The organism is Bacillus sp. FSL M7-1345, from assembly GCF_038006985.1.
Lineage (GTDB): Bacteria > Bacillota > Bacilli > Bacillales > Bacillaceae_G > Bacillus_A > Bacillus_A cereus_U.
Genome location: NZ_JBBOWG010000001.1, coordinates 1,067,123 through 1,091,243 on the forward strand (window position 1 = coordinate 1,067,123; position 24,121 = coordinate 1,091,243).

Sequence of the window (24,121 nt, forward strand, 5' to 3'; positions counted from 1 at the left end):
TTTATTTGTTTATTAGAAAAAGAGTAATTTTGTTGTTGTTAGGTAAGGTTTAACTGTAGAAGAAGATTGTCAGAGTGAAAGGAAAAGAGAGGACATATTGAATTCTAGTTTAGACAAAATTACGCTTTCTACGTTGAAATAAGAAAAAGGTGTTCATAAAAATTATATCTGAAGAACATCTTTTCCTTTCCCCTTTTTTTCTGATACACTATGACAGTATTATATACATTGACTGGAATGTTTTTATACTGGGAATAACTAAAAAGAGAACTTGTATAGAATGTAAGCGTGTGGTAATATCAAATATGTACCGATTGACTATATTGTCCGATTGGTCATTTTTGGAGGTGACGATGTGGCGATAGATCGAAAACGTTCTATTATTGAAGCTGCAACAAAGTCTTTTTCAGCATTCGGTTATAAGGCGACGACGATGGATCAAGTTGCGAAGTTAGCGAATGTAGGAAAAGGAACAATTTATACTTTTTTCAAAAATAAAGAAGAACTATTTGGCGAAATTATTTCTAATTTAATTACAGAAATGAAGCAAGTCGCAAAAGATGCAATTCGTTCAGATATTTCATTTTTTGAAAATGTACATAGAGCATTATATAGTATATTAGAATTTAGAAAAGAACATCAGCTCATGATTAAACTAATTCAAGAAGAGCGTGATATGGGAACGAAAGAAGTACAAGAAGTGATGCAACAAGTAGATGTGGAAATCATTTCTGTCATCCAATCTTATTTAGAGATTGCGATTGAAAAAGGTGAGATTAGCAAATGTGATCCAGAAATTACAGCATTTATTATGCTTCGCCTATACGTATCGCTTATTTTTGATTGGGAAAAAAATCATGAACCGTTAGAAAAAGAAAAGATCTCGGAATTATTCGAACTTTATTTACTAAAAGGATTGTCAAATTAAGATAATCCTTTTAATATTATAAAAAATGACTAATTGAACAAATTGGTCATTTATATGAGAAGGGTGGTTAAATAGTATAATCAAGTAGTTGAAAATGTGCATAGTATAAATTCGGGGATAAGGCATATGTATGAACAGATATAGCCTTTTTATTTGGTTAAAAATGACTAAATAGACATTTTGGTCATTTTTGAAAAGGGGGATAAATTATGAAATGGCATAAGTTGCTTAGTAAAGAATTTGCAGAGATTATAAAAAGTAAAAAAATATTAATCCCAATCATTGCGGTTTTATTTGTACCGATTTTATATGCGGGTATGTTTTTATGGGCCTTTTGGGATCCGTATGAGCAGCTAGATGACTTGCCAGTTGCGGTAGTCAATTTAGATAAAGGTGCAGAACTTGATGGGAAACCAATTGAGGTCGGGAAAGGGCTCGTTGATAACTTAAAAGATAATAAAAGTTTTAAATGGGAATTTGTAAGTGAAAAAGAAGCGAAAGAGGGAATGGAAGGCAGAAAGTATTACATGTTAGTACGTATTCCAGATGACTTCTCAAGTAACGCTACAACGTTATTACAAGACGATCCGAAACCATTAAACTTAGAATATATTCCAAATGAAAGTTTAAACTTCTTATCTTCACAAATTGGCGGAACAGCAATTGAAAAAATTAAAGGTGAAGTATCAAGCACGTTAACGAAAACATATGCAGAGAAAATGTTTGATTCCATTAAAGACGTATCAAAAGGATTAGCAGATGGAGCGGACGGAGCAAATAAGTTACATGATGGAGCTAGTGAGTTGCATGATGGATCAAGTAAAGTGACGGATGGACTCCATACACTTCAAGGGAAATCTGGGGAGATGAAAGATGGAGTTCAGAAATTAGCAGATGGATCTAATAAATTGCAAGATGGGTCCGGAAAAGTAACAGATGGTTTAAATACATTAAATAGCAAAACGGGTGAAATGCAGATAGGTATAGGGAAATTAGTAGATGGGTCCGGAAAAGTAACAGCAGGTTTAAATACGTTAAATGGAAAAACGGGTATAGGGAAATTACAAGATGGATCTGGAAAAGTAACAGATGGTTTAAATACGTTAAATGGAAAAACGGGTGAAATGCAAAAAGGAATTGGCGAATTGCGAAGTGGGTCTGAGAAAGTAACTAAAGGTTTGAACACATTAGTAAGTAAAACAGGTGAATTAAAAACAGGAACAATTGAACTATCAAATGGTATGGAAAAACTTGTTGGGGGGCAAATTCAATTAGAGAAAGGGTCTCAAGAGATTCAAAAGGGTTTACAGGAGTTAAATAGTAAAGTGCAAAATTCTGTTGCAGGCCTAGAGGAGGCGCAGTCGAAAGGTCCTTCTATATTAAATAAAGTAAACCAGAAAATAAATGGAGCTGAAGAAAACGTAAATCAGTTAAATGAAATTACCCAATCAACAGCAGGGGATGCAAAAACTGCAGCACAAGATGTAGCGAATTTACAAAAGCAAATTGAAAGTTTACCGAAAGAATATCAAGAGCAGTTACAGCCATTTATAACAAATGCGGTAAAAAGTACGGCGACAGTTCAACAGAAAGCTGCCGGAGTAGCAGGCGGAACGAGCAAATTAAATGAAGAAGTAAAACAATTAAAAGGTGAAATCAGTGAAAAGACAAGTGGAATGCAAAGCAAAATGCCGAATCCAGAAGAGGTGGAAAATTTAACGAGTGGTATTAAGAAATTAACGAATGCGCAAAACGAATTTGTAAGTAAGTTTCATGGATTAGGTGAAGGATTAGGTAATGCAAAAGCAGGTGCTGATAGATTGAAAGACGGATCAGGTCAATTAATTGATGGAGAAAAACAATTATTAGATGGATCTGGAAAGGTAACAGAAGGATTAGGTGCATTATCTGTAGGAGCAAACCAAATGGCAGGTGGAATCACTCAATTAGCAGATGGCTCAAGTCAAGTAACAGGTGGTTTAGGCACAGTATCTGTAGCAGTAAACCAATTAGAAGACGGTTCAAGCCAAGTAACAGGCGGTTTGGGTACATTATCAGTAGGAGCAAGCCAAATGACAGGTGGAATAACGCAATTAGCAGATGGCTCTGGTCAAGTAACAACTGGCTTAGGTACTCTAAATGGTGGTCTAAATAACATGGCAACTGGCTCAACCCAGCTAATCGATGGAGTAAATAAACTAACAGACGGTTCAGGAAAAGTGACAGATGGACTCGTAAAGGTAAATGATGGATCAGGTACACTTGCTGAGAAACTTGGTGAAGGCGCAGAAAAAACAGGAGAAGTAAAAGGAACGGATAAAACGTATGATATGTTTGCAAGCCCAGTAAAAGTGAAGGTGGAGAAAATAGCGGAAGTTCCAAACTACGGAACAGGATTTACACCGTATTTCTTATCGCTCGGTTTATTCGTTGGGGCATTACTATTATCTATCGTATACCCATTACGCGATACAGTAGGTGTTCCGAAATCAGGATTCAGCTGGTTTATTAGTAAGTTTGGCGTTTTATTATCAGTCGGTATTATTCAAGCAATAGTAGCAGATGTCATATTACTATTCGGATTAGGTGTAGAAGTACAAAGCATTCCATACTTCATACTCTTTAGCATTATTACAAGTTTAGCATTCATCGCATTAATTCAATGTTTAGTAACAGCATTCGGTGATGCGGGCCGTTTCATTGCAATCTTAACATTAATTATGCAGCTTACAACTAGCGCTGGAACATTCCCGCTAGAGTTGATTCCGAAGTATTTACAACCCTTTAATGCTTGGCTACCGATGACATACTCTGTATCAGGGTTTAAAGCAGTCGTATCAAGCGGTGATTTTAACTTCATGTGGCAAAATATAGGGATACTCATGATCTTTATCGTTGTATTATCACTTGGAACAATCGCTTCATTAACTTGGATGCACAAACGAAAATTTAGAAATATTGCTGAAAATCAATCACTTGAAGCGTAAATAAAAAAGCACCGAAATGGTGCTTTTTTATTTATCTTATTTTAATTAGAGGATTATCCTCCATACTTTTGCTGTAGTTCTTTATTTTTAGTGAGCACATTTTCAAATTTTTCTTCATGTCCTTTTGGGAAGAGGACGCCTAAACCGTACGAATGTGAAAATTCTAGGTGAGGGTATTGTGCTTTTAAAGTATCCCATAATAAATGTACACCAAACCCATTTTCGAAGACGGCTATATCATGAAATAAAATAATACCGTTCTTTTTAAGTTTTGGTAACCATGTAACATAATCGTGTGAGACCGCCTCAAACGTATGAAACCCATCGATATGTAATAAATCGATGCTTTCATCTTCAAATTGATTTAAAGCATCATCAAATGTAGAACGAATCGTTTTTCCGATTCCTGGATAACACGTGTCCAGCACATTTGTTACGGTTTCGAATACATTTTCTCCATAGTAACCACCGTGTGGATCTCCTTGCCAAGTATCAATTGCAGTACATTGTGTCGGGAGTTGTTCATCTTTAACAGCCTGACAAAAACTGTAGAAGGAAGATCCATAATATGTTCCTAATTCTACTAGTGTATTAGGTTTGAAAAATGTAACGAGATCGTAAGCAAACTTGTTATGCCCAGCCCATGGCGAAGAAGTTCTAACAGATGGAACGACTTGATCTACTTCAAACAAAGGATCATAATAAATCCACCGCATTCATATTCCCCCTTGACTTGTAATTCATCCATGTAAATATATGTGAAAGATCATTGGATAGAACATATCACTTTTATTTAAAAATTCCTGTAGACCTACCTAAAGGAGAGGGGAATATTAAAAAAGGGATTACAAAGATTTGAATAGAATCATATACAGAAAGAGGAGGAGCTATGAGAAAAAAATTCAACTATTATTTCATACTATATCCATGCGTCTATTTCCTCGTTTTCACCATATCACCTATTTTGTTTCGCAAAGAAGAACATACTAGCGTAAAAGATACGTTAGCATTTCTTGGATTCTACTATTTCCTTATAAGCGTAGGGTATGCACTGGACCTTTTCGGTGAAAAAGACAAGGAAAAGGATAAATAATAAGGAGGAAAATAAAATGACCGAAAGCCAAATGAAATTTCGTGATACGACCATTCGTAATTTTTTCGATAAAGAGGATCGTTTGAAATCGATTCCAGGTCAAACAAAGAAAAAGTTAGTATTGTTAGAGCATTTAATTAGCAAGTTAAATGCAGAGAATCAGTATACGGAAAAAGAAATTAATACATTCATAAAACAATATCACGAGGACTTTTGTACGATTAGACGCGAGTTTATCGTGCACGGATTTATGAATCGAGAGGATAATATGTACCGAATAAATGGGAGAGAGGTTTGGACGAAGTGGGAGGAATTAAAATAATGAATCAGCGGGGGGATTCCACTGATTATGAGTCCGCGCTAGTCGTGCATTTTCTTTGTAGTAAGTCTATGAACTCTTCAATATTTGAACTTGTAATGTATCCCAACGTTATATATTCATCTTCATAGTAAAATATTATTTTTTTATCAAAGATTCTTCTCTTCGTTTCTATAGATAGAATTTTTTCATACTCAAATTCGGCAATCAATGTATTTTTATATTGGCCCAAAAAGAGAAGTCTTCTGTTAGTAGCAAATAACATGCCTGGATACGGGACTTTATGCGTATTAATATAGTCAGTAAGTGAACATTTTAAAGTAGAGACAATAACTTCGCCTTTATGTAATAGTTGTTTTGCAGCTGTTAAAATTGGATTCATTGTATACATTCCTTTTATATAGATGTAAGAATATCATATCAAAAGTGAAAAGATTCTCAATATGTAATGTTGCATATTGAGAGTTTTGGAGATTCCTTAGTTTGATAGCTTCAGCATTATTCTTTTGAGAAAAAGGTAAGAGGTGATTTGGTGATACGATTAGCAAAAGAGGTTGATGCGGAATCAATTATGGATATTAGAAAAGAAATTATATTATCGGAAACTACTACAAAGTTTTTTGTAGTATCTCCAAATAAATTACCAAATGATATTGATTTAGAAAGAGAAAAGATACGGAAAAGTAGTGAGAAAGGTAATCTTTATATAGTTTATGAAGTAGATAGTAAGGTGGTTGGCTTTTTCGATATGAATTAGAACGCTTACGACATGCAGGTACGATAGGAATGGGGATTAGAGAGGCGTACTGTAATCAAGGTATCGGTACGAAGCTAATTGAATTTCTTATTAGCTGGGCTAAAGGGCAGAAAAATTTGGAGAAAATTTGCTTAGGCGTAGTTTCTATTAATGATAGGGCAATTAAAGTGTATAAACGTATTGGCTTTGTAGAAGAAGGAAGACAAAGAAATCAAATTAAATATGAAGATGGATCATATGGAGACGACATATTGATGGGTTTTTATATTGGCTAAAAAAGAGAAATCTTCTATTAGTAGCAAGTAACATGCCCGGATAAGGGACGTTTTGCGTAATCATATAGCCAGTAAGTGAACACTTTGAAGTAGATATAATAACTTCGTCGTTCTGTAATAGTTGTTTTGCACCTGTTAAGATTGGATTCATTGTATACATTTCTTTCATTTGGATGTATGAATGTTGTATCGAAATTGAAAAGGCTCCCAATATTGCATATTGGGAGTCTCTTTTTAGTAGAAGTGTTTACACTTAGCAAACCTTAAGCTCTAGCCGATCTTTCTGACGAAGATGGTGTGCAAAATGCATAGAAATGAGCTGGAACCACTCTGCCGCATTTAAGTAACCAAGTCCAGGGTGCTCTACTTTACAATCATTAGGAATAGAAGTAAGTGTTGGCTCAATGTCTTTAACAACTGTAATTAATTCCAGAAAACGTTCTTGTACTTCTTCTTTGTTAGTTGGATTTTCGGGTGCATATCCCGGATGATCTGGCACTTTTATTTGTATGTCAGGAAAAGCCCCCATTATATATACTTTTTCACCCATATCCGTTTTTTTGTTAGTTACAGAGGGCATTTCAGTTCTACATTTTGCGATTGCATCTAACTGCATATATGTAGCCGAAAGTAAATGATTATACATTTGACCAAGAGACCATTCTTCTGTAGAAGGTTTCGTTCTAAATTGTTCGAGAGAGTATTTTTCTAATTCCTCTATGTAATACGTTGCTAAATCCTCAAATTTGTTCATATTGTTATCCCCTTTTTAAGAAAATGTATTTGTTAATACCTACAATAAAGGAGGGCTACTGACAACATTATGTCAGTAGTAAAATAAAAAATTAAAGTTTTAACATTTTTTTTACTTCATCATATATTTTCTCAGAAAGAATTTTTGGCTCTAGTACTTGCACTTGGCTACCCCAGCTTAATATCCATTGAAAGACTTCATCTATATTTCTTGATTTCAAAAAGACATGAAAACCATTATCCTGATGCTCGTATGAATCTATAAAAAAGTATCGTGATTCAATAATTTTATGTGCAATATGGGATGGAAATAATAAATGAATCGTAACAGTACGATTGTTTTCAGGTTGATAGTCTTGTAAAGAAAAGTTCTTCGGTTTTGTAAAGAATTCTTGTTCTTGCTGTAATGTATCCATACGGTCTAAACGAAAATTACGTATTTGTTTTCGCAGTAAGCAATGAGCAACGATGTACCAAATTCCTGAAATATTGACTAAACCGTAAGGATGAACGGTCCGATTTGTTTTTGTAGTTTCTCTTGGTTTACGATAAGAAAAAGAGATAGCTTGTTCTTTTTGAATAGATTCTTGCAATAAGAAAAGTTGGTTTTCTAGTTGTTCTCGCTCGGGTTGCTGATGAGAAAATATAGGAGAAAGGAAACGGAAAGTTCCTCGCAGCTCTTCAACTTTCTTTTTTTGATCAGTAGAGAGGACAACCTCAAGTTTCTCTTTTGCCGATTGCGCATGTACAGAAAAAGAAGAATTGAAAGTTTTCTCAATATAATCACCGCCTAATAAAAGAGTAACAGCCTCTTCAGGCGTAAGTTGAATGGGTGGTAAGAAATAACCATCCATTAATGAATAACCGTGACCAGGCATTGCGAAAAGCGGGACGCCAGATTCACTAAGTGCATCCATATCTCGATAAATAGTGCGTATACTTGTCTCGAATTTTTCAGCTAAGCTTTGTGCTGTAACGGTTTGTTTTCTTTGTAATTCAATTAATATAGCTAATAAACGATCCGTCCGATTCATGAAATATCATCCTTTATTTTATAAATATTCTTATTGTGAAATTCTAAAAGTAGTGTGTAATTTCCTGCAGTTAACAGACTTTTCCCTATGTATAATATTAATATAGTAAAATCATAAGAACCTATATTGCAGTTTCCAATAATATACTATATAATCAGGATAAGAAAACGTTTTCATGCAAAGGGGGAAAATTTCGTGTCGACTATCGAGGACGTGGCGAAATTAGCGGGGTTATCAAGGACAACGGTTTCTAGGGTGATCAATAATCATCCATATGTTTCAGATGAGAAGAAGAAAAGGGTTCAATTAGCAATGAAGCATTTAGGCTTCGTTCCTAATTCTGCGGCGAGAAGGCTTCGTAAACAAAAAACAGAAACAATTGCGGTGCTTGTTCCAAGGATTACAAATCCTTTTTTTAGTAGATTTATTGAAGCAATCGAGATTGCTGCTTCTGAACATAAATATAAACTGATTATTTGTCAAACAAGATATTTACCGGAAAAAGAGATGGAGTATTTACAATTATTATCTACGAAACAAGTAGATGGGATTATTCTATGTTCACTAGAAAATCCATGGGAGAATGTGGAGCCATACTTGCAACACGGTCCAATCGTGTTATGTAATGAATATATTGAGGAAGCAAATGTTCCAACAGTGAAGTTCGATCATGCACAGGGAGCATACATAGCTGCCAATCATGTATTAGAACAGGGATATCGTAATCTTATTTTTTGCCGTGGTAACGAAACGAAAGTAGTGAGCCAACAGCGAAAAATGGGCTTTTTACGCGCTATTACTGAAAAGAGTAGAGAAGTGGAAGCAATCGATTTTCTTGAAAACGCTTTCTCTTGGGATGATGGAAAACGAATATTCCATGAAGTATTAAAGGACAAAAAAAATCCTACCGCGATTTTGGCAGGAGGCGACGAGGTTGCAGCTGGAATTATCTCAGAGGCGAAACGTCATGATTGGAGTATTCCAGAAGATCTCGCTGTTATCGGTTTTGATAATCAAATTTTAGCGCAGATTACAGAGCCAGGTATTACGACAATTGAACAGCCAATCGACGAGATGGCCCGAAAAGTTGTCGAATTAATGATGGATAAAATCCATACGAAAAATTATCGACAAAAAGAATTGTATGAGTTTGAACTAGAGCTCTTGGTGAAAGGTTCAACGATGAAGGATACGATGTTATTAGCCTAGTAGACTATGTCTGCTAGGTTTTTTTATGTTCATAAACTACTATTCTTCGTGAACGCAATCGTCACATTTGTTATGGTATGCTTCGTGTTGCTCATCAATTTCCTTCCCGCAGTGTGCACAAGTTTTCGTCGGTAAATTTCGGAAAAACTCCATTGGTTGATCAATCATGTCAATCCCTCCATTTCCATTTCTTACTATCATTGTATTAGTACAAAAAACAAAAGTCAACAACTGTTTTATAACAAAATTGAAAATTAATGAAAAAGTTTAGGAAATGGATTATAGTTAACAATGTAGGATGTAAGTAAAAAACTTTCTCAAGTACGGAGAAAAACCGCATTCCTACACGGTTTTAGAAAGGATGGATACATATGAAGATGACTGTTGTCGGCTTTTGGGGCGGCTTTCCAGAAGCGGGAGAAGCAACGTCGGGGTATTTGTTTGAACACGATGGTTTTCGTTTACTTGTAGACTGTGGTAGTGGTGTACTAGCACAGCTTCAAAAATATATAACACCATCTGATATAGATGCAGTTGTATTGTCGCACTATCATCACGATCATGTTGCAGATATTGGGGTATTGCAATATGCAAGATTAATTACGAGTGTGACAAAAGGACAACTACCGGAGTTACCAATATACGGTCATTCGTTTGATGAGAATGGATTCCATTCTTTAACGCATGAACCGCATACGAAAGGAATCGCGTACAATCCAGAAGAAACACTTCAAATTGGACCGTTCTCCATTTCATTCTTAAAAACTGTTCATCCTGTTACATGCTTTGCGATGCGTATTACAGCTGGGGATGATGCCATAGTATACAGTGCAGATTCAAGTTATATTCCTGAATTTATTCCGTTCACAAAAGATGCTGATCTTTTCATTTGTGAATGTAATATGTATGCACATCAAGAGGCTGCCAAAGCAGGGCATATGAATAGTACAGAAGTAGCAAGTATTGCGAAAACTGCGAATGTAAAAGAACTTTTATTAACGCATTTGCCACATACAGGCAATCCATCTGATTTAGTAACAGAAGCAAAACAAATTTTCAGTGGCCATATTACGCTTGCGCATAGTGGTTACGTTTGGAATTCATGAGGTGATACGATGTTATTTATTGATAATAAAGGGATTACAGATCCTACGATAAACTTAGCGATTGAAGAATATTGTGTTAAAAATTTAGATATTAACGAAACATATTTACTGTTCTACATTAATGAGCCTGCGATTATCATTGGTAAAAACCAAAACACAGTGGAAGAAATTAATGCAGATTACGTAAAAGAAAAAGGCATTCATGTCGTTCGTCGTTTATCAGGCGGAGGCGCAGTATATCATGATTTAGGAAACTTAAACTTCAGCTTTATTACGAAAGATGATGGAGACAGTTTCAGCAACTTCAAAAAATTCACAGAACCTGTAACGAAAGCGCTTGGTAAACTAGGCGTAAATGCAGAGCTAAGTGGTCGTAACGACATTTTAGCTGAAGGTAGAAAAATTTCAGGTAACGCGCAGTTTTCAACGAAAGGTCGTATGTTTAGTCACGGCACGTTATTATTTGACTCTGAAATCGATCACGTTGTATCAGCACTAAAAGTGAAAATGGATAAGATTCAATCAAAAGGAATTAAATCAATCCGTAGCCGCGTTGCGAATATTACAGAGTTCTTAAACGAAAAAATGACGACAGAAGAGTTTAGACAACTTCTGCTAGAAACAATTTTCGAAGGAGAAACAAAAATTCCAACGTACGAATTAACAGAAGCTGATTGGAAAGAGATTTATAAAATTTCTGAAGAACGTTACCGCAATTGGGACTGGAACTACGGGAAGTCTCCGAAGTTCAACTTACAACATTCACACCGCTTCCCAGTTGGACAAGTTGATGTTCGTCTTGAAGTGAAAAAAGGAACAGTAACAGAATGTAAAATTTACGGTGATTTCTTCGGATCACTAGATGTTCATGACATTGAAGAACGTCTAACAGGCGTACAATTTGATAAAGATACATTCACTGTAGCTTTAGAAGGCGTAGATATCGCGCGCTACTTTGGTAATATTACAACAGAAGATTTCTTACATTTATTCTTCTAAACAGAGGAGGCTGTCAAATGGCAGCCTCTTTCTTTTTGCGTAGATTGTCAGGTTTTGTCGGTAAGTCGATATATTTTAAAAATCGCTGATATATTTCGAGTTATAGTCGATATATTCGAAAAATCGCCGATATAATTTCACTTACCGCAAAACGTATATTTACAGGACATCTGCTCCTTATAAAGGAATATATATGATAAAAGGAGGCGAATCGAAATGAAACGTTTAGTAGCGTTGGTAAAACGCCAGATGTTGTCTTGTCGATAGATGAAGACAATAAGGGATTACCGACAGTATATGTTACAGTGTACGTTCATGAAAATAGAGCGGACGCTCTCAATTTGTATGGAGAGTATACGGCTTTAAATAAAGAGGAAGTTGAAAAACTTAGCGGAAAGATGAGTGCATATTATCCTACAATGATTTTAGCTACAGTTTAACTATATGTTTGTACCTGTTTCTTTCACATATAATTCTCGCATCTTACTAAAGTGTTCTGGAAGAAAGTGGTTGATGTATATTCGATTAATAGAATATCACTTGCTACTTTAATTTTCTTTTAATATAATTAATTTAGAATTTTTAAATATTCTAAATTTTATAAAGGTGGGATTTGTGTGAATCTCGTTCAATCTTTGGCTGAAACGGCAAAAAAGAAGGGGGATAAACCGGCGTACATATTTATGGATCAGTCGGTCTCGTATGACCAATTAAACAAAGTAGTCACTAGGTTTTCTAGCAATTTAGCAAAAATGGGCATTGGAAAAGGGGACAATGTCGCATTAGCTGTAGGCAATTCACCACATTTTTTAGTAGGTTTATACGGAACAATGAAAGCCGGAGCAACTGTCATTCCGATTAATCCAATTTATACAGCAGACGAAATACATTACATATTACAAAATGGAGATGTAAAAACAATCATCGTACTCGACGTCCTTCTACCTGTTATACAATCTCTTACAACAAGACTTCCTTCACTTGAAAATATCATCATATGCGAAACCTCATCAGATTTTAACCATATAGAAACCGAAAAAATGAAAACGTTTACTAGTTTTATAGGAAATGGAGATGTAACTTACGAAGGTCCTGAACTAGATGAAGAAGATGTAGCTGTTATTTTATACACTTCAGGTACAACTGGAAAGCCAAAAGGCGCTATGTTAACGCATAAAAATTTATATAGTAATGCTAGCGATGTTGCGTCATATTTACAATATACTGCGGATGATCGCGTCGTTGCGGCACTGCCGATGTTCCATGTGTTCTGTTTAACAGTTGCGGTAAATGCGCCGATTGTGAACGGGGCAACAATTTTAATGTTACCGAAGTTTAGTCCGAAAGAAGTATTTCGCATTTGTCGTACGTATGAACCAACGATTTTTGCGGGTGTGCCGACAATGTACAATTACTTATATTTATTTGAAGAAGCGAGCGCAGAAGATGTGAAGACACTTCGTCTCTGTATTTCAGGTGGTGCATCGATGCCTGTTGCGCTTCTGAAAAACTTTGAAAAACGTTTTGACGTGATCGTTTCAGAAGGATACGGTTTATCAGAAGCATCACCAGTTACTTGTTTTAATCCGTTAGATCGTCCTCGTAAACCAGGTTCGATTGGTACAAATATTTGGCACGTAGAAAATAAAATTGTGAACGAACTTGGGGAAGAAGTACCTGTTGGTGCAGTTGGGGAATTAATTGTTCGCGGACCTAACGTTATGAAGGGTTACTATAATGCGCCAGAAGATACTGCGGCGACAATTAAAGATGGTTGGCTATATACAGGAGACTTAGCGAAAATGGATGAAGAAGGTTACTTCTATATCGTCGATCGCAAAAAAGATATTGTTTTAGTTGGTGGTTATAACGTATATCCTCGTGAAGTAGAGGAAGTATTATATACTCATGATTCGGTAGCTGAAGTTGTCGTAATCGGTGTTCCTGATGAAAACTTAGGAGAAGCAGTGCGAGCTTACGTCGTTCTGAAACAAACGAGCGTAACAGAAGAAGAGCTTATGCATTACTGCACGTTACATTTAGCGAAATATAAAGTGCCAATGAGTATTGAGTTTTTAACAGAATTGCCGAAGAATACAACTGGTAAGTTGTTAAGAAGAGCTTTGAGAGAGAAGGCATTGCAAGTATAAAAGTAAAGATATCCATCTCTATGACTACATGTTTAGAGATGGATATCTTTTTGTCCTGCAAAAGCTCGATTGGTGTGGATGGACAAAATCCCTACTGATTAAGTTTTCATTTTATTTTTTAGAATTGGTTAAGCTATAAGCCCATATATTTAAACCGTAATATGAATAATAAGGAGGAGATATACGTGGAGCAGAAGGAATTACGCTTACGGAAAGTGCAATATCTTATTTGTGACATTATGGATGAAATGAATATGGAGAGTGAAAAGAAGAACTTAGAAACATTGCAAAAGGTAATTGATCACCTTTCAGGGGCGATTGGGGATTTAGTAGATCCATCGAGTACGTATTCGTTGGACTATTTAGAGAGAAAAGTGCATACGGCTCATTATTTATTGTTTAAAAATGACCGGAAAGCGTATTTATGTAGAAAATAAAAAAGATTGGCTTTTATTTTTCTGTTCAATTGATAATTATTATCAATATGATAGTTATGATGGATAAATGAATATAAAAGGAAATGTCATATTGATAATGATTAAAAAAGATTTATTCATATATTCGTTGTTGATGGTGAAAGGGAATAGTTAGGGATATTTGTATAAGCCCCCGAAGCGATAAAGTTAAAATTCCAAGTTGACACATATGAATTACAGAATTAAAATGAAAAGAAATCAAACAGAATACAATAGAAGCTCATCAGAGAAACTGAAGGCGCACAACGTTCACTTTTGTGAATAGGTTGTGTGCCTTTTTCTATTGTACAAACTAAGGGGGCTTTATATATGAAACAGTGGGGTAAGACAGCGTTTATGAAAAGTACAGGTGTCTTATTGTCAGCATTTGTTCTTTTGTCAGGGTGTGGCTCGGCAACATCTACTAGTAATTCTGAAGGAGGCGGGGATAAGAAGACAGTTGAACTTTTAAATGTTTCATATGACCCGACGCGTGAGTTGTATCAAGATTTCAATAAAGACTTTGCGAAGTATTGGAAAGAGAAGCATGGTCAAACAGTAAATGTAAAGCAATCACACGGGGGATCTGGAAGTCAGGCACGCTCCGTTATTGACGGTTTAGAAGCAGACGTTGTAACACTAGCGCTCGCTTATGATATTGACGCGATTAGTAAGAAGAAACAACTAGCAGAAGATTGGCAGAAGCGACTTGCGGATAATTCTACTCCGTATACATCAACGATTGTATTTCTTGTGAGAAAAGGAAACCCGAAAGGAATTAAAGATTGGGATGATTTAACGAAAAAAGGTGTGTCTGTCATTACACCAAACCCGAAAACATCTGGGGGAGCACGGTGGAACTATTTAGGGGCGTGGGGATATGCACTGAAGAAATATAACGATAGTGAAGATAAAGCGAAAGAGTTTGTCGGTCAAATTTATAAAAACGTGGAAGTACTAGATTCAGGAGCACGCGGGGCAACGACGACTTTCGTTGAAAAAGGAATTGGTGACGTGTTAATTGCTTGGGAAAATGAAGCGTTGTTATCACAAAAAGAACTTGGAAAAGATAAATTCGAAATTGTAACGCCTTCGATTAGTATACTTGCGGAACCGCCAGTAGCTGTTGTAGATAAAGTAGTTGATAAAAAAGGAACGAAAAAAGTAGCAGAAGGATATCTTGAGTATTTGTATTCAGAAAAAGGGCAAGAAATTGCGGCGAAAAACTTTTATCGCCCTCGTAATGAAAAAGTAGCAGAAAAGTACGCATCACAATTTCCGAAAGTTCAATTATTTACAGTAGATGAGTTATTTGGCGGCTGGAAAAAAGCGCAAGAAAAGCATTTTAATGATGGCGGCGTATTTGATCAAATGTATAAAAAATAAGGGGGGATGAGGTGACGTTATATGAGGAAGAAGCGTGTTTTACCAGGGTTTGGATTATCTCTTGGATTTACAATGCTGTATATGAGTTTATTCGTACTTATACCACTTTCTATCGTATTTATTCAAACTTCGCAGCTAGGCTGGAAGAAGTTCGCACAAGTTATAACGAGTGAGCGCGTTTTGCATTCGTATCAAGTGAGTTTCACAACTTCACTTGTAGCGGCAATCGTAAATGCCATTTTTGGTTTATTAATTGCTTGGGTACTCGTTCGCTGCACATTTCCAGGGAAGCGGTTATTAGACGGACTAATCGATTTACCATTCGCTCTTCCGACTGCAGTAGCTGGTATTACACTTACGACGCTTTATGCGGAAAATGGCTGGGTTGGAAAAATATTTAGTGTGTTTCATATAAAAGTAGCTTTTACCCAGCTCGGCATTATTGTGGCGCTTACGTTTATTGGCTTACCCTTTGTCGTCCGAATGGTGCAACCAGTACTACAAAGTATTGATAAAGAAGTAGAAGAAGCAGCTTCTAGTTTAGGAGCGTCGCGTTTCCAAATATTTGTGAAAATCATTTTGCCAGAAATATTTCCAGCTCTACTTGCTGGTTTTTCACTCGCCTTTGCGCGGGCATTAGGGGAATATGGATCTGTCGTGTTCATTGCTGGTAATATGCCAATGAAAACAGAAATCGCACCGCTTATGATTATGACGAAACTAGAACAATATGATTATGCAGGCGCAACAGCGGTAGCGGCTGTGATGCTTATTATTTCTCTCCTTTTCCTACTACTTATTAATATGATTCAAACTTGGAGTAGAAGGCACGAACTGAAAAGCGAATAGGAGGGGAGAAAATGGAACCAACATTATTAGAAAAGAAAATAGTAAAAAGCATGTCAGCTAAAAAAGAATCTAAGTTTGTACCAATGCTATTCATTACGATAACAATTTTATTTTTATCTCTCTTTCTATTACTGCCGCTCGTGACAATTTTTATGAAAGCATTTGAACGAGGAGTTGATGTATATATTGCCGCTGTAACAGATCAAGAAGCATTTTTGGCAATTAGGTTAACACTTCTCGTTGCATTAATTGTTGTACCGCTTAATACGATATTTGGAATAGCGGCTGCTTGGCTTATTACGAAGTTTCAGTTTAAAGGAAAGCAAGTATTATTATCTCTTATTGAACTGCCGTTTGCTGTATCACCAGTCATTGCAGGATTAGTATTCGTTTTACTTTTCACACCTCGTGCGAATCTTGGCGGATGGTTATTGGAACACGGGATAAAGCTCATCTTCTCTGTCCCTGGTATTATTATTGCGACGATATTTGTTACGTTTCCGTTCGTTGCGCGTGAATTAATCCCAGTAATGCAAGCGCAAGGGAAAAGTGAAGAAGAAGCAGCTCTATCACTTGGCGCAAGCGGCTGGAAAATGTTTTGGCGCGTCACATTACCAAATATAAAATGGGGTCTATTATACGGCATGATTTTATGTAATGCCCGCGCCATTGGTGAGTTCGGCGCCGTTTCCGTTGTGTCTGGTCACGTGCGCGGCATGACAAATACAATGCCGCTTCATATTGAAATTTTGTACAATGAATATCAATTTTCAGCAGCGTTCGCTGTGGCGACTTTAATGTCACTTATCGCAGTTGTTACGCTCGTTATAAAAAACTGGATTGAATGGAGAATGGAAAAACGACAATAAGGGGTGAGTGCGGTGAGTATTCAAATTCAAAATGTATCAAAACAATATGGTACATTTCAAGCGTTGGCAGACATTCATTTGGATATTCCAAAAGGTGAACTGGTCGCTTTATTAGGCCCATCAGGTTCTGGGAAAACGACGTTATTACGAATTATTGCAGGGCTAGAAGAAGCGGATGGAGGTTCCATTTCATTTGAGGGGGAAGATTTAACAGATATTCATGTGAAAAATCGGCAAGTTGGTTTCGTCTTCCAGCATTATGCACTTTTTAAACATATGAACGTGTTTGAAAATGTCGCTTTCGGTTTAAAAGTAAGAAAGAAAAGTGTAAGACCTTCAGCAGAGGCAATAGAAGAAAAAGTAATAGAACTATTGAAACTAGTAAAAATGGATGGTTTCGCAAAACGATACCCAGCGCAATTATCTGGCGGACAACGACAGCGTATCGCACTAGCCCGGGCACTTGCAGTCGAACCGAAAATTTTATTACTTGATGAACCGTTCGGTGCACTTGATGCGAAAGTGCGGAAAGAATTACGAAGATGGCTCCGGAAACTACATGACGAATTTCAAATTACGAGCGTATTCGTAACGCATGACCAAGAAGAAGCGTTAGACGTTGCGGACCGCATCGTTGTAATGAATGAAGGACGCATTGAACAAATGGGAACGCCGGAAGAAGTGTATGAAAATCCAGCAAGCCCGTTCGTGTACGACTTTTTAGGAAACGTAAACTTATTTCATGGCCGCGTCCATAAAGGTAAGCTAAATGTAGGATCGGTGGAACTAGAAGCACCAGAGCATAAGCATGTTTCAAACGTAGACGGAGTGGGATACGTAAGACCACATCATCTATCAATCGATCGTACGAAACAAAGTATAGATGCCATCCCGGCGAAAGTAACATACTCACATGCAGTTGGCCCTGTCGTATATGTAGAATTGAGACGCGAAGGAACAGATGAGTATTTAGAAGCAGAAATTAGTAAAGAACAGTTTAGACAGCTCAACATTCAAACGGGTGAGTTTGTATACGTACATCCGAGAGAAGTGAAGGTGTTTATTCCGGAGGATTTTGTGATTTAATAGTGGAATGCCGTACCTATACGAGTATTTGTAGGTGCGGCTTTTCTTTGTTTGCGTGAATGTTATATTTTTATATATTCCTCCTCATCAACTCCCCAACCTGCGTCGCAACATACGCAATATCACTATCAATTTCTTCTAACACGTAAGATTCCAAAATCCCCATTACAGCGGTCCCTAAAAATTTTAAAACGATGTGTTTATCAATGTTTTTATTGTGAAGATTGAAGTGCTTAATATTTACGTTAAACGTGCATAACAAGATATAATAGAAGAAATCAATAAGGAGGCTAGCAGTGAAAAATTTTCGTTATCTCAATATATTCACTATTTTAATTGTATACACAATACTTATGTTTTACATTGGCTGGAACGGCTGGGTTTGGCTCAGTACGGTATTTGGCTGGGAATCTTGGGGATATTACGCTTTCATAGTCGGATTTATTTCATATGCGTATATTCTCGTGCAAGTGTTTAAATTCCTTCCTTTCCTGCGAACTGTCGGTTCAATTTGGTTTGCGGTTATACAATATGCGCTCATGTTATTGCCATTAGCCGATATTGCAGTCTTCTTTTTACAGTTTTCTATAGAGAAAGACACGGCAATTATTTGGACAGGGGCAGTCACTTTACTCGTATTTTTCTTTATCTTCGCATACGGGGTATTTAATGCGTATAGCCCGGTTGTAAGAAAGTATGATGTACATATACCGAAAAAAGTAGAAGGACGTAAAAGTTTACGTATTGCGATGGCTTCGGATATGCATTTCGGTAAATTGTCTGGTGTTGCGCATTTAAAGAGACTTGTCCATCATGTAAATGAAATGGAGCCCGATATTATTTTACTGCCTGGTGATATTATCGACGATCATCCAGGTGTGTTCATTCAAAAAAATATGGGACCAATCATGAAACAGATGAAAGCTCCATTAGGCGTATATGGTGTGTTAGGAAACCATGAATATTACGGCCGAGCTGTTCCTGAGTTTTTACAAGAGATGGATAAGATTGATATTCGTATTCTTTTAGATGAAGTCATTACAATTGAAGATGATTTTTATCTCGTTGGAAGAAGAGATAAAACAGAGCGTGATCGTCAAAGTTTTGAAAATCTAATGAGTACGGTAGATAAATCGCTTCCTGTTATCGCAATGGATCACCAGCCATTTGAATTAAAGCAGGCAGCGGATGCCGGCGTTGATTTACTATTATCCGGTCACACGCACCGCGGACAAATGGCGCCGAACCACATTGTAACGAGAAGAATGTACGAACTAGACTGGGGATACGTACAAAAAGGTGCATTCCACGCCATTGTTTCTTCTGGATTCGGATTTTGGGGACCACCGCTTAGACTTGGAAGTAGATCTGAGATTGTGCAGGTGGAAGTTACGTTTGAATAGGTATGTGAAATAGAGAGCTGAGTGCTCTCTATTTTTTAATTTAAAGGCACAAAATATTCGAGTGAAGTTCTTTATTTACTCTCTGAAAAAAGAGATACTATAAGAAGACTCTGCTTGAAAAGGGGGATTATAAGTGATCATATCAGATATCATATACGGTGAATTTGAAGTAGATAAAGTGTTAGAAGAATTAATTTTAAGTAAACATGTGCAAAGGCTGAAAGGGGTTCATCAGGCCAGAGCAAGTTACTTAATGAATGAGAAATGGAATGTAACACGCTTTGATCATTCAGTTGGTGCTATGTTGTTAATTAAAAAACTTGGTGGTTCAGTAGAAGAACAAATTGCCGGTTTACTACATGACGTATCGCATACTGCTTTTTCTCATGTGATTGATTACGTTTTTGATAACGAAAATGAAAGTTATCATGAAGAAATATTTAGCTCTGTCGTTAAAAACTCGGAAATCCCGGCGATTCTTTCAAAACATGGTTATAACTATGAAGATATTTTATTAGATGATTCGAAGTGGACGTTACTTGAAAGATCCGCACCAGAATTATGTGCAGACCGAGTGGATTATACATTGAGAGATATGTATACATATGGATATATTTCTTTAGAAGAAGCTCAAAATTTTTTAGATGATTTAATCGAAGTTAATGGGAGAATGGTTCTTCAAAATATTGAAATTGCAGAATGGTTTACGAAGGCGTATTACAAAGAAGTAATCGATTTCTTTATGAAACCAATTAATATTTACGGAAATGATATGTTAGCTAAAACGTTAAAGTTAGCTCTTCATAAAAAGGTTATTCATGCAGATGATTTTCTTCTTGAAGATCATGAGCTTATATCGAAATTGCAACTATGTAAAGATCAAGAGGTAGATGCTTTATTAAGAAAAGTTCACCCAAGTATAGAAGTAAAAGAAGATAGAAATGAGTATGATCTACATCAGAAAAATAAAGTGCGTCTCATTGACCCGCCATTACTTCGTGAAGGAAAAATCGTTCAGTCGTCTGTCGTATCAGAAAAAATAAGACAGATGAGCGATATCGCTTATGAAAAATCGGTAAGAGGAATGTATGTGAAAGTGATTTCTAATTAATGCAGAGGTTACCTTGAAAGTAGTTATTACTAGTAAGGAAACCTTTTATTTTTAATAAAAACAACTACATACAATAAATGGAAGGTAGTATAATTTAACTTATAAGGAGGTGAGCAAGTGATCTTCTCAATTATTCTATATTTCTTCTTCCCCATAACTTTAATCGCAACGATAATCCTTTCTAAAAAATCACATCAGAAAAAAATCATTTCATTTATTCCAGCAATTATTTCAGTTGTATTAGCTACCAGTTGTTATTCTCTTTTTCTATATAATAACGGAATGGGAGAATTTATGACGGCAATTTTATTAATCGGTATTACACTAGCGAATGTAGCATTAATGTTCCTTATTAAAATTTTGAAAATTACTGTTTTCAGTTAGTAGCAAATGAAAAAAGAAGCAGCACATCATTTTTTAATGTGCTACTTCTTTTTCAGTATCAATCAAACCAATTCCAAACCTCAATATCTCCAAGAGTCGCATAACGTACGTGAGGGGAGTTTTGTAATTTTAATAACTCTTTTGACGGTCCAGTAATGACAATACCGTATACTTTTACTCCGTTATCTTTTACATATTTATAACGTTTATCTAAGTTTAGTCCGCTTTTAGGAAGCATAGCAACTGTACTTACAGTTTTTTTCTGTGTAGAAAGAATACGCATCATTTCAATTACTTTATCCTCTTGTGTTTTCAGTTTTTCTGTTTCATCATCAAGGAATCCTATATGCTCTGGAAATCCTATAAAGTCGCTGCTAGATAGGATGAAATCTTCTTCATTTATTCTTTCTTGTCCTGTGTCTAAAGCGTACCATACAGGAGTTGGTGGCATTTCTTGTGCTTCAAATACGCTATATAAAAGTGGCTCTAATTCTTGTAAAGTGTAAGCTTTGTCAAAAGAAATTGCTACTTCTGCAACTGTTCCCTCATGTACCTTTGCAAGGGTATCCCAAACCTTTTTAGATGCTTCTTTTAAATAATCACCTTGTTTTATTTTTGGGTGAACAAAGTGGATGTTCAGTTGATAGTGCATATTCACCCAAGATTGATTTGTGATATTTAAAGAAGATAAGAAGCTGCTCGTTTCTATTGTACCGAGTGGCATTTCTTTTTTACCGACGGTTTTCACTAAATCAAATTGGCTGTTTGTACGAAAGAAAGCTTCTACACTTGTTCCGCCCCCCATAACGCGGCTATTTGGGATAGTTGCTTCAAGTGCAAGAGAGGGAACATCTCTTATTTCTTTTAGCCTTTTATCATTATTAGCTTGAAAATAAAAGGCAGACAATACTCCGCCGATCATATATATAACGATACAAATTGCTAGTATAAAACCAAGCGTTTGTAAACGATGTTTCCACTTAATCCTCCAAAACGGAACTTTAAGATCTTTTGGTGGTAACTTTTTCTTAACGGGTTCTGTTTTTATTAATAATGCATCCAAATGCACTTCACACTCTTCACATGTCTCAATATGACTTTCTAATTTTTCTTGTTCGTCATGTGTGAGTGTTCCGTTTTCATATTTCTCCCACAGTTTTTTAAACTCTGCACAGCCCATCTGCATCACTCCTTTATGATTTTTGCTTCTTTTCGTCCTCGGTGTAATTCAATTTTCACCTTTGCTAACGAGAGACCGGTCATTTCTGCTATTTCCTTATAGGAGAATCCGTAGTAATCTCGTAGTAGCAATACATTTCGTCTTTCTAGCGGAAGAGAGGATATACTTTGTAACCAACTAGTAATCTCATGTTTTACGAAATAAGAGTGCTCTGTACTTGGCACGCTTGGTAAATGGAATTCTTCAATTTGCGTTGTTTTATACTTCTTTTCTTTTCGGTACCAATCGATAAAGGCGTTGTAGGCAATTGTAAATAACCAAGGCCTAATTTCTTCTCCTTTATAATAGTCAATATGGACGAGCATTCGGTAAAAAGTTTCTTGCATGAGATCTTCAGCACAGTGGGGATCTCCGGTTAGGGAGAGAAGATAGCGAAATAAATCATGCATGTGCTCTGAGTAAATGTCTTCTAATGATTGACTTTGTGTCACTACATTTCCCTCCCTTCATACATAACAACGAAATACATATAAAAAAGTTACATTTTTTATGGAATTATAGTAAAAAACGTCAAGAATTGGATAGGATTCTCTTTTATCATAATACATATAAGGCGGGTGAACAGAGTTGGAAAGCTATGAAACTCAAATTCAAAGGGCAATTGATTATATTGAAGAAGATGTAATGGAAAAGCAAACGCTACGTAATTTAGCTCGCATTGCATGTTTTTCTGAATCACATTTTCATCGCGTATTCCAGGCGTTAGTAGGCGATACAGTAATGGAGTATGTTCGGAAGAGGAGGTTAGCCCGGGCAGCTTATCAACTTTCTCATACGGATGAAAAAATTATTGATGTCGCATTTGAGCATGGCTTTCAATCTCACGAGACGTTCACGAGAGCCTTTAAAAAATTATTTCAAATGACACCAAGTGAATATCGAAAACAAGAAATTGAAACACCAATGTATTATAGAGTGAATGTAAAACAAAGAAAATTAAATCCATATTTAGGGGGCATACAAATGGAATATCGTATTGTAAATAAACCAGAATTTTTAATGGCGGGTTATGAGCTGAAGACGACAAGTAAAGAAGGGAAAAATCATCAAGATATCCCTGCCTTTTGGCAAGAGTATTTACAAAAGGATCTTGGAACGACGATTCCAAATCGTAAAGATACGAGCCAATGGGTAGAGCTTGGATTATGTACCGATTTTAATTTAGAAACAGGAGACTTCACTTATATTATTGGAATGGAAGTTACAGATTTTGAAAATGTACCAAATGCGATTGCCAAGCGTACATTCCCATCCGCAACGTATGCAGTATTTACAACACCAAAAGTTCCTCATGAAGAAATGGTATCGTCTATTCATCAAACGTGGAATGCAGTGTTCTCAGAATGGTTCCCGCATTCAGGATATGAACATTGCGGAGTTACAGAGTTTGAACAATACGATGAGCGTTGCCATGCAGATAAGAGTGAGTTCGCTCAAGTTGAGCTTTGGATACCGGTGAAGAAAAAGTAATAGATTAAGAGCGAGTCATTGAGAGATGGTTCGCTTTTTTTATAAAAGGGAAATGTATTTGTTAATAGTTTTATTTTTAATTTGTATAGTAGGGGAAGAAGACTGTTATTGTCAGTTTTTGTCGGTAAATCGATATATCTTGAAAATCGCTGATATATTTGGAGTTACGGTCGATATATTTGAAAAATCGCTGATATATTTAGAAAATCGTCGATATAATTTCATTTACCAATAAATTAACCGGAAAAGAGAAAATAA

25 protein-coding genes and 3 pseudogenes are annotated in these 24,121 nt (G+C 36.2%); 19 read left to right on the forward strand and 9 right to left on the reverse strand.

Translation table 11 applies throughout. From position 1 onward, the window contains the following. Window positions 1-355 precede the first annotated feature (355 nt). Both MHB76_RS05505 and MHB76_RS05510 read left to right on the forward strand, forming a co-directional pair. The gene (locus MHB76_RS05505; protein WP_002116844.1) at window positions 356-928 is read left to right on the forward strand and encodes a TetR/AcrR family transcriptional regulator; all 573 of its coding nucleotides are present in this window, start codon (window positions 356-358) and stop codon (window positions 926-928) included. A 209-nt stretch (window positions 929-1,137) separates the two neighbouring features. Further along, window positions 1,138-3,915, forward strand: a complete 2,778-nt coding sequence (locus MHB76_RS05510) for a YhgE/Pip domain-containing protein (RefSeq protein WP_078173350.1) — start codon at window positions 1,138-1,140, stop codon at window positions 3,913-3,915. 53 nt (window positions 3,916-3,968) lie between these two features. Here the strand turns inward: MHB76_RS05510 and MHB76_RS05515 are convergent, their stop codons facing one another. Continuing rightward, window positions 3,969-4,631 carry a class I SAM-dependent methyltransferase gene (locus tag MHB76_RS05515; protein ID WP_002158968.1) on the reverse strand — a complete coding sequence of 221 codons (663 nt, stop codon included), beginning with the start codon at window positions 4,629-4,631 and terminating at the stop codon, window positions 3,969-3,971. Between the two features lie 173 nt (window positions 4,632-4,804). On the opposite strand from MHB76_RS05515, the gene MHB76_RS05520 reads away from it, so the two are divergent. Both MHB76_RS05520 and MHB76_RS05525 read left to right on the forward strand, forming a co-directional pair. After that, entirely contained in the window at window positions 4,805-5,008 is a 204-nt protein-coding gene (locus MHB76_RS05520; protein WP_002201454.1) for a hypothetical protein, read from the forward strand. A gap of 16 nt (window positions 5,009-5,024) precedes the next feature. Further along, on the forward strand, window positions 5,025-5,330 hold the full coding sequence (locus MHB76_RS05525; RefSeq protein ID WP_078173349.1) for a DUF2087 domain-containing protein: 306 nt from the start codon (window positions 5,025-5,027) through the stop codon (window positions 5,328-5,330). A 25-nt stretch (window positions 5,331-5,355) separates the two neighbouring features. On the opposite strand, the gene MHB76_RS05530 is transcribed toward MHB76_RS05525, so the two are convergent. Beyond that, entirely contained in the window at window positions 5,356-5,709 is a 354-nt protein-coding gene (locus MHB76_RS05530) for a PH domain-containing protein (RefSeq protein WP_002201452.1), read from the reverse strand. A gap of 150 nt (window positions 5,710-5,859) precedes the next feature. Between MHB76_RS05530 and MHB76_RS05535 the strand changes: the two are divergent. Beyond that, window positions 5,860-6,359 (forward strand): annotated as a pseudogene (locus tag MHB76_RS05535) (GNAT family N-acetyltransferase). Here the strand turns inward: MHB76_RS05535 and MHB76_RS05540 are convergent. The 3 genes and pseudogenes from MHB76_RS05540 to MHB76_RS05550 all read right to left on the reverse strand — a co-directional run. Continuing rightward, a pseudogene (locus tag MHB76_RS05540) lies at window positions 6,334-6,519 on the reverse strand (PH domain-containing protein); the annotation flags it as partial. The pseudogenes MHB76_RS05535 and MHB76_RS05540 sit on opposite strands and share 26 nt — an antisense overlap. A 93-nt stretch (window positions 6,520-6,612) precedes the next feature. Then, window positions 6,613-7,113, reverse strand: coding sequence for a DinB family protein (locus MHB76_RS05545; protein WP_016104117.1), 501 nt, complete (start codon window positions 7,111-7,113; stop codon window positions 6,613-6,615). Between the two features lie 91 nt (window positions 7,114-7,204). Beyond that, window positions 7,205-8,146 carry a helix-turn-helix transcriptional regulator gene (locus tag MHB76_RS05550; RefSeq protein WP_078173347.1) on the reverse strand — a complete coding sequence of 314 codons (942 nt, stop codon included), beginning with the start codon at window positions 8,144-8,146 and terminating at the stop codon, window positions 7,205-7,207. Window positions 8,147-8,341: 195 nt separating this feature from the next. On the opposite strand from MHB76_RS05550, the gene MHB76_RS05555 reads away from it, so the two are divergent. Next, on the forward strand, window positions 8,342-9,355 hold the full coding sequence (locus MHB76_RS05555; RefSeq protein WP_002158960.1) for a LacI family DNA-binding transcriptional regulator: 1,014 nt from the start codon (window positions 8,342-8,344) through the stop codon (window positions 9,353-9,355). A gap of 39 nt (window positions 9,356-9,394) precedes the next feature. Here the strand turns inward: MHB76_RS05555 and yhfH are convergent, their stop codons facing one another. After that, window positions 9,395-9,523 carry a protein YhfH gene (gene yhfH, locus MHB76_RS05560; protein WP_000567010.1) on the reverse strand — a complete coding sequence of 43 codons (129 nt, stop codon included), beginning with the start codon at window positions 9,521-9,523 and terminating at the stop codon, window positions 9,395-9,397. Between the two features lie 203 nt (window positions 9,524-9,726). Here yhfH and MHB76_RS05565 point away from each other — a divergent pair, with 203 nt between their 5' ends. The 9 genes and pseudogenes from MHB76_RS05565 to MHB76_RS05605 all read left to right on the forward strand — a co-directional run bounded on the left by MHB76_RS05565 (window position 9,727) and on the right by MHB76_RS05605 (window position 18,255). Beyond that, a complete protein-coding gene (locus MHB76_RS05565; RefSeq protein ID WP_002158959.1) occupies window positions 9,727-10,461 on the forward strand; it encodes an MBL fold metallo-hydrolase in 735 nt (244 codons plus the stop codon). A 9-nt stretch (window positions 10,462-10,470) separates the two neighbouring features. Continuing rightward, a complete protein-coding gene (locus MHB76_RS05570; RefSeq protein WP_078173346.1) occupies window positions 10,471-11,460 on the forward strand; it encodes a lipoate--protein ligase in 990 nt (329 codons plus the stop codon). Between the two features lie 200 nt (window positions 11,461-11,660). Continuing rightward, window positions 11,661-11,900: pseudogene (locus tag MHB76_RS05575) on the forward strand (hypothetical protein); the annotation flags it as partial. 177 nt (window positions 11,901-12,077) lie between these two features. Continuing rightward, window positions 12,078-13,610, forward strand: a complete 1,533-nt coding sequence (locus MHB76_RS05580) for a fatty acid--CoA ligase family protein (RefSeq protein ID WP_078173345.1) — start codon at window positions 12,078-12,080, stop codon at window positions 13,608-13,610. Window positions 13,611-13,795: 185 nt separating this feature from the next. Continuing rightward, window positions 13,796-14,047: a hypothetical protein gene (locus MHB76_RS05585; RefSeq protein ID WP_002149996.1), complete on the forward strand. Its 252-nt coding sequence runs from the start codon at window positions 13,796-13,798 to the stop codon at window positions 14,045-14,047. Window positions 14,048-14,395: 348 nt separating this feature from the next. Next, on the forward strand, window positions 14,396-15,451 hold the full coding sequence (locus MHB76_RS05590; protein WP_002202842.1) for a sulfate ABC transporter substrate-binding protein: 1,056 nt from the start codon (window positions 14,396-14,398) through the stop codon (window positions 15,449-15,451). A 21-nt stretch (window positions 15,452-15,472) separates the two neighbouring features. Next, entirely contained in the window at window positions 15,473-16,300 is an 828-nt protein-coding gene (gene cysT, locus MHB76_RS05595) for a sulfate ABC transporter permease subunit CysT (protein WP_340985927.1), read from the forward strand. An 11-nt stretch (window positions 16,301-16,311) separates the two neighbouring features. Then, the gene (cysW, locus tag MHB76_RS05600; RefSeq protein WP_016104127.1) at window positions 16,312-17,169 is read left to right on the forward strand and encodes a sulfate ABC transporter permease subunit CysW; all 858 of its coding nucleotides are present in this window, start codon (window positions 16,312-16,314) and stop codon (window positions 17,167-17,169) included. 12 nt (window positions 17,170-17,181) lie between these two features. Then, window positions 17,182-18,255 (forward strand): sulfate/molybdate ABC transporter ATP-binding protein, encoded by a 1,074-nt coding sequence (locus tag MHB76_RS05605; RefSeq protein ID WP_199710052.1) that lies wholly within the window; start codon window positions 17,182-17,184, stop codon window positions 18,253-18,255. A gap of 70 nt (window positions 18,256-18,325) precedes the next feature. Here MHB76_RS05605 and MHB76_RS05610 read toward each other — a convergent pair whose 3' ends face one another. Next, a complete protein-coding gene (locus tag MHB76_RS05610; RefSeq protein WP_050567187.1) occupies window positions 18,326-18,517 on the reverse strand; it encodes a hypothetical protein in 192 nt (63 codons plus the stop codon). 34 nt (window positions 18,518-18,551) lie between these two features. Here MHB76_RS05610 and MHB76_RS05615 point away from each other — a divergent pair, with 34 nt between their 5' ends. From MHB76_RS05615 to MHB76_RS05625, 3 genes are all read left to right on the forward strand, one after another. After that, window positions 18,552-19,658 carry a metallophosphoesterase gene (locus MHB76_RS05615; RefSeq protein WP_078173343.1) on the forward strand — a complete coding sequence of 369 codons (1,107 nt, stop codon included), beginning with the start codon at window positions 18,552-18,554 and terminating at the stop codon, window positions 19,656-19,658. Window positions 19,659-19,791: 133 nt separating this feature from the next. Then, the gene (locus MHB76_RS05620; protein ID WP_340985934.1) at window positions 19,792-20,769 is read left to right on the forward strand and encodes an HD domain-containing protein; all 978 of its coding nucleotides are present in this window, start codon (window positions 19,792-19,794) and stop codon (window positions 20,767-20,769) included. A gap of 117 nt (window positions 20,770-20,886) precedes the next feature. Next, window positions 20,887-21,153, forward strand: a complete 267-nt coding sequence (locus MHB76_RS05625) for a hypothetical protein (RefSeq protein WP_016104132.1) — start codon at window positions 20,887-20,889, stop codon at window positions 21,151-21,153. Window positions 21,154-21,211: 58 nt separating this feature from the next. On the opposite strand, the gene MHB76_RS05630 is transcribed toward MHB76_RS05625, so the two are convergent. Both MHB76_RS05630 and MHB76_RS05635 read right to left on the reverse strand, forming a co-directional pair. Continuing rightward, window positions 21,212-22,333: an anti-sigma factor gene (locus MHB76_RS05630; RefSeq protein WP_078173342.1), complete on the reverse strand. Its 1,122-nt coding sequence runs from the start codon at window positions 22,331-22,333 to the stop codon at window positions 21,212-21,214. Window positions 22,334-22,338: 5 nt separating this feature from the next. Continuing rightward, the gene (locus MHB76_RS05635; protein ID WP_078173341.1) at window positions 22,339-22,824 is read right to left on the reverse strand and encodes an RNA polymerase sigma factor; all 486 of its coding nucleotides are present in this window, start codon (window positions 22,822-22,824) and stop codon (window positions 22,339-22,341) included. Window positions 22,825-22,960: 136 nt separating this feature from the next. Here MHB76_RS05635 and MHB76_RS05640 point away from each other — a divergent pair, with 136 nt between their 5' ends. Continuing rightward, window positions 22,961-23,863 (forward strand): AraC family transcriptional regulator, encoded by a 903-nt coding sequence (locus tag MHB76_RS05640; RefSeq protein ID WP_078173340.1) that lies wholly within the window; start codon window positions 22,961-22,963, stop codon window positions 23,861-23,863. Window positions 23,864-24,121 lie beyond the last annotated feature (258 nt).

Bases quoted from the DNA above. Each gene is read 5' to 3' on its own strand.
- cysW (WP_016104127.1), top strand. From the start codon at position 16,312: ATGGAACCAACATTATTAGAAAAGAAAATAGTAAAAAGCATGTCAGCT.
- MHB76_RS05630 (WP_078173342.1), bottom strand. From the start codon at position 22,333: ATGGGCTGTGCAGAGTTTAAAAAACTGTGGGAGAAATATGAAAACGGA.
- MHB76_RS05520 (WP_002201454.1), top strand. From the start codon at position 4,805: ATGAGAAAAAAATTCAACTATTATTTCATACTATATCCATGCGTCTAT.
- MHB76_RS05510 (WP_078173350.1), top strand. From the start codon at position 1,138: ATGAAATGGCATAAGTTGCTTAGTAAAGAATTTGCAGAGATTATAAAA.
- MHB76_RS05525 (WP_078173349.1), top strand. From the start codon at position 5,025: ATGACCGAAAGCCAAATGAAATTTCGTGATACGACCATTCGTAATTTT.
- cysT (WP_340985927.1), top strand. From the start codon at position 15,473: ATGAGGAAGAAGCGTGTTTTACCAGGGTTTGGATTATCTCTTGGATTT.
- MHB76_RS05565 (WP_002158959.1), top strand. From the start codon at position 9,727: ATGAAGATGACTGTTGTCGGCTTTTGGGGCGGCTTTCCAGAAGCGGGA.
- MHB76_RS05570 (WP_078173346.1), top strand. From the start codon at position 10,471: ATGTTATTTATTGATAATAAAGGGATTACAGATCCTACGATAAACTTA.
- MHB76_RS05530 (WP_002201452.1), bottom strand. From the start codon at position 5,709: ATGAATCCAATTTTAACAGCTGCAAAACAACTATTACATAAAGGCGAA.
- MHB76_RS05550 (WP_078173347.1), bottom strand. From the start codon at position 8,146: ATGAATCGGACGGATCGTTTATTAGCTATATTAATTGAATTACAAAGA.
- MHB76_RS05590 (WP_002202842.1), top strand. From the start codon at position 14,396: ATGAAACAGTGGGGTAAGACAGCGTTTATGAAAAGTACAGGTGTCTTA.
- MHB76_RS05545 (WP_016104117.1), bottom strand. From the start codon at position 7,113: ATGAACAAATTTGAGGATTTAGCAACGTATTACATAGAGGAATTAGAA.
- MHB76_RS05515 (WP_002158968.1), bottom strand. From the start codon at position 4,631: ATGCGGTGGATTTATTATGATCCTTTGTTTGAAGTAGATCAAGTCGTT.
- yhfH (WP_000567010.1), bottom strand. From the start codon at position 9,523: ATGATTGATCAACCAATGGAGTTTTTCCGAAATTTACCGACGAAAACT.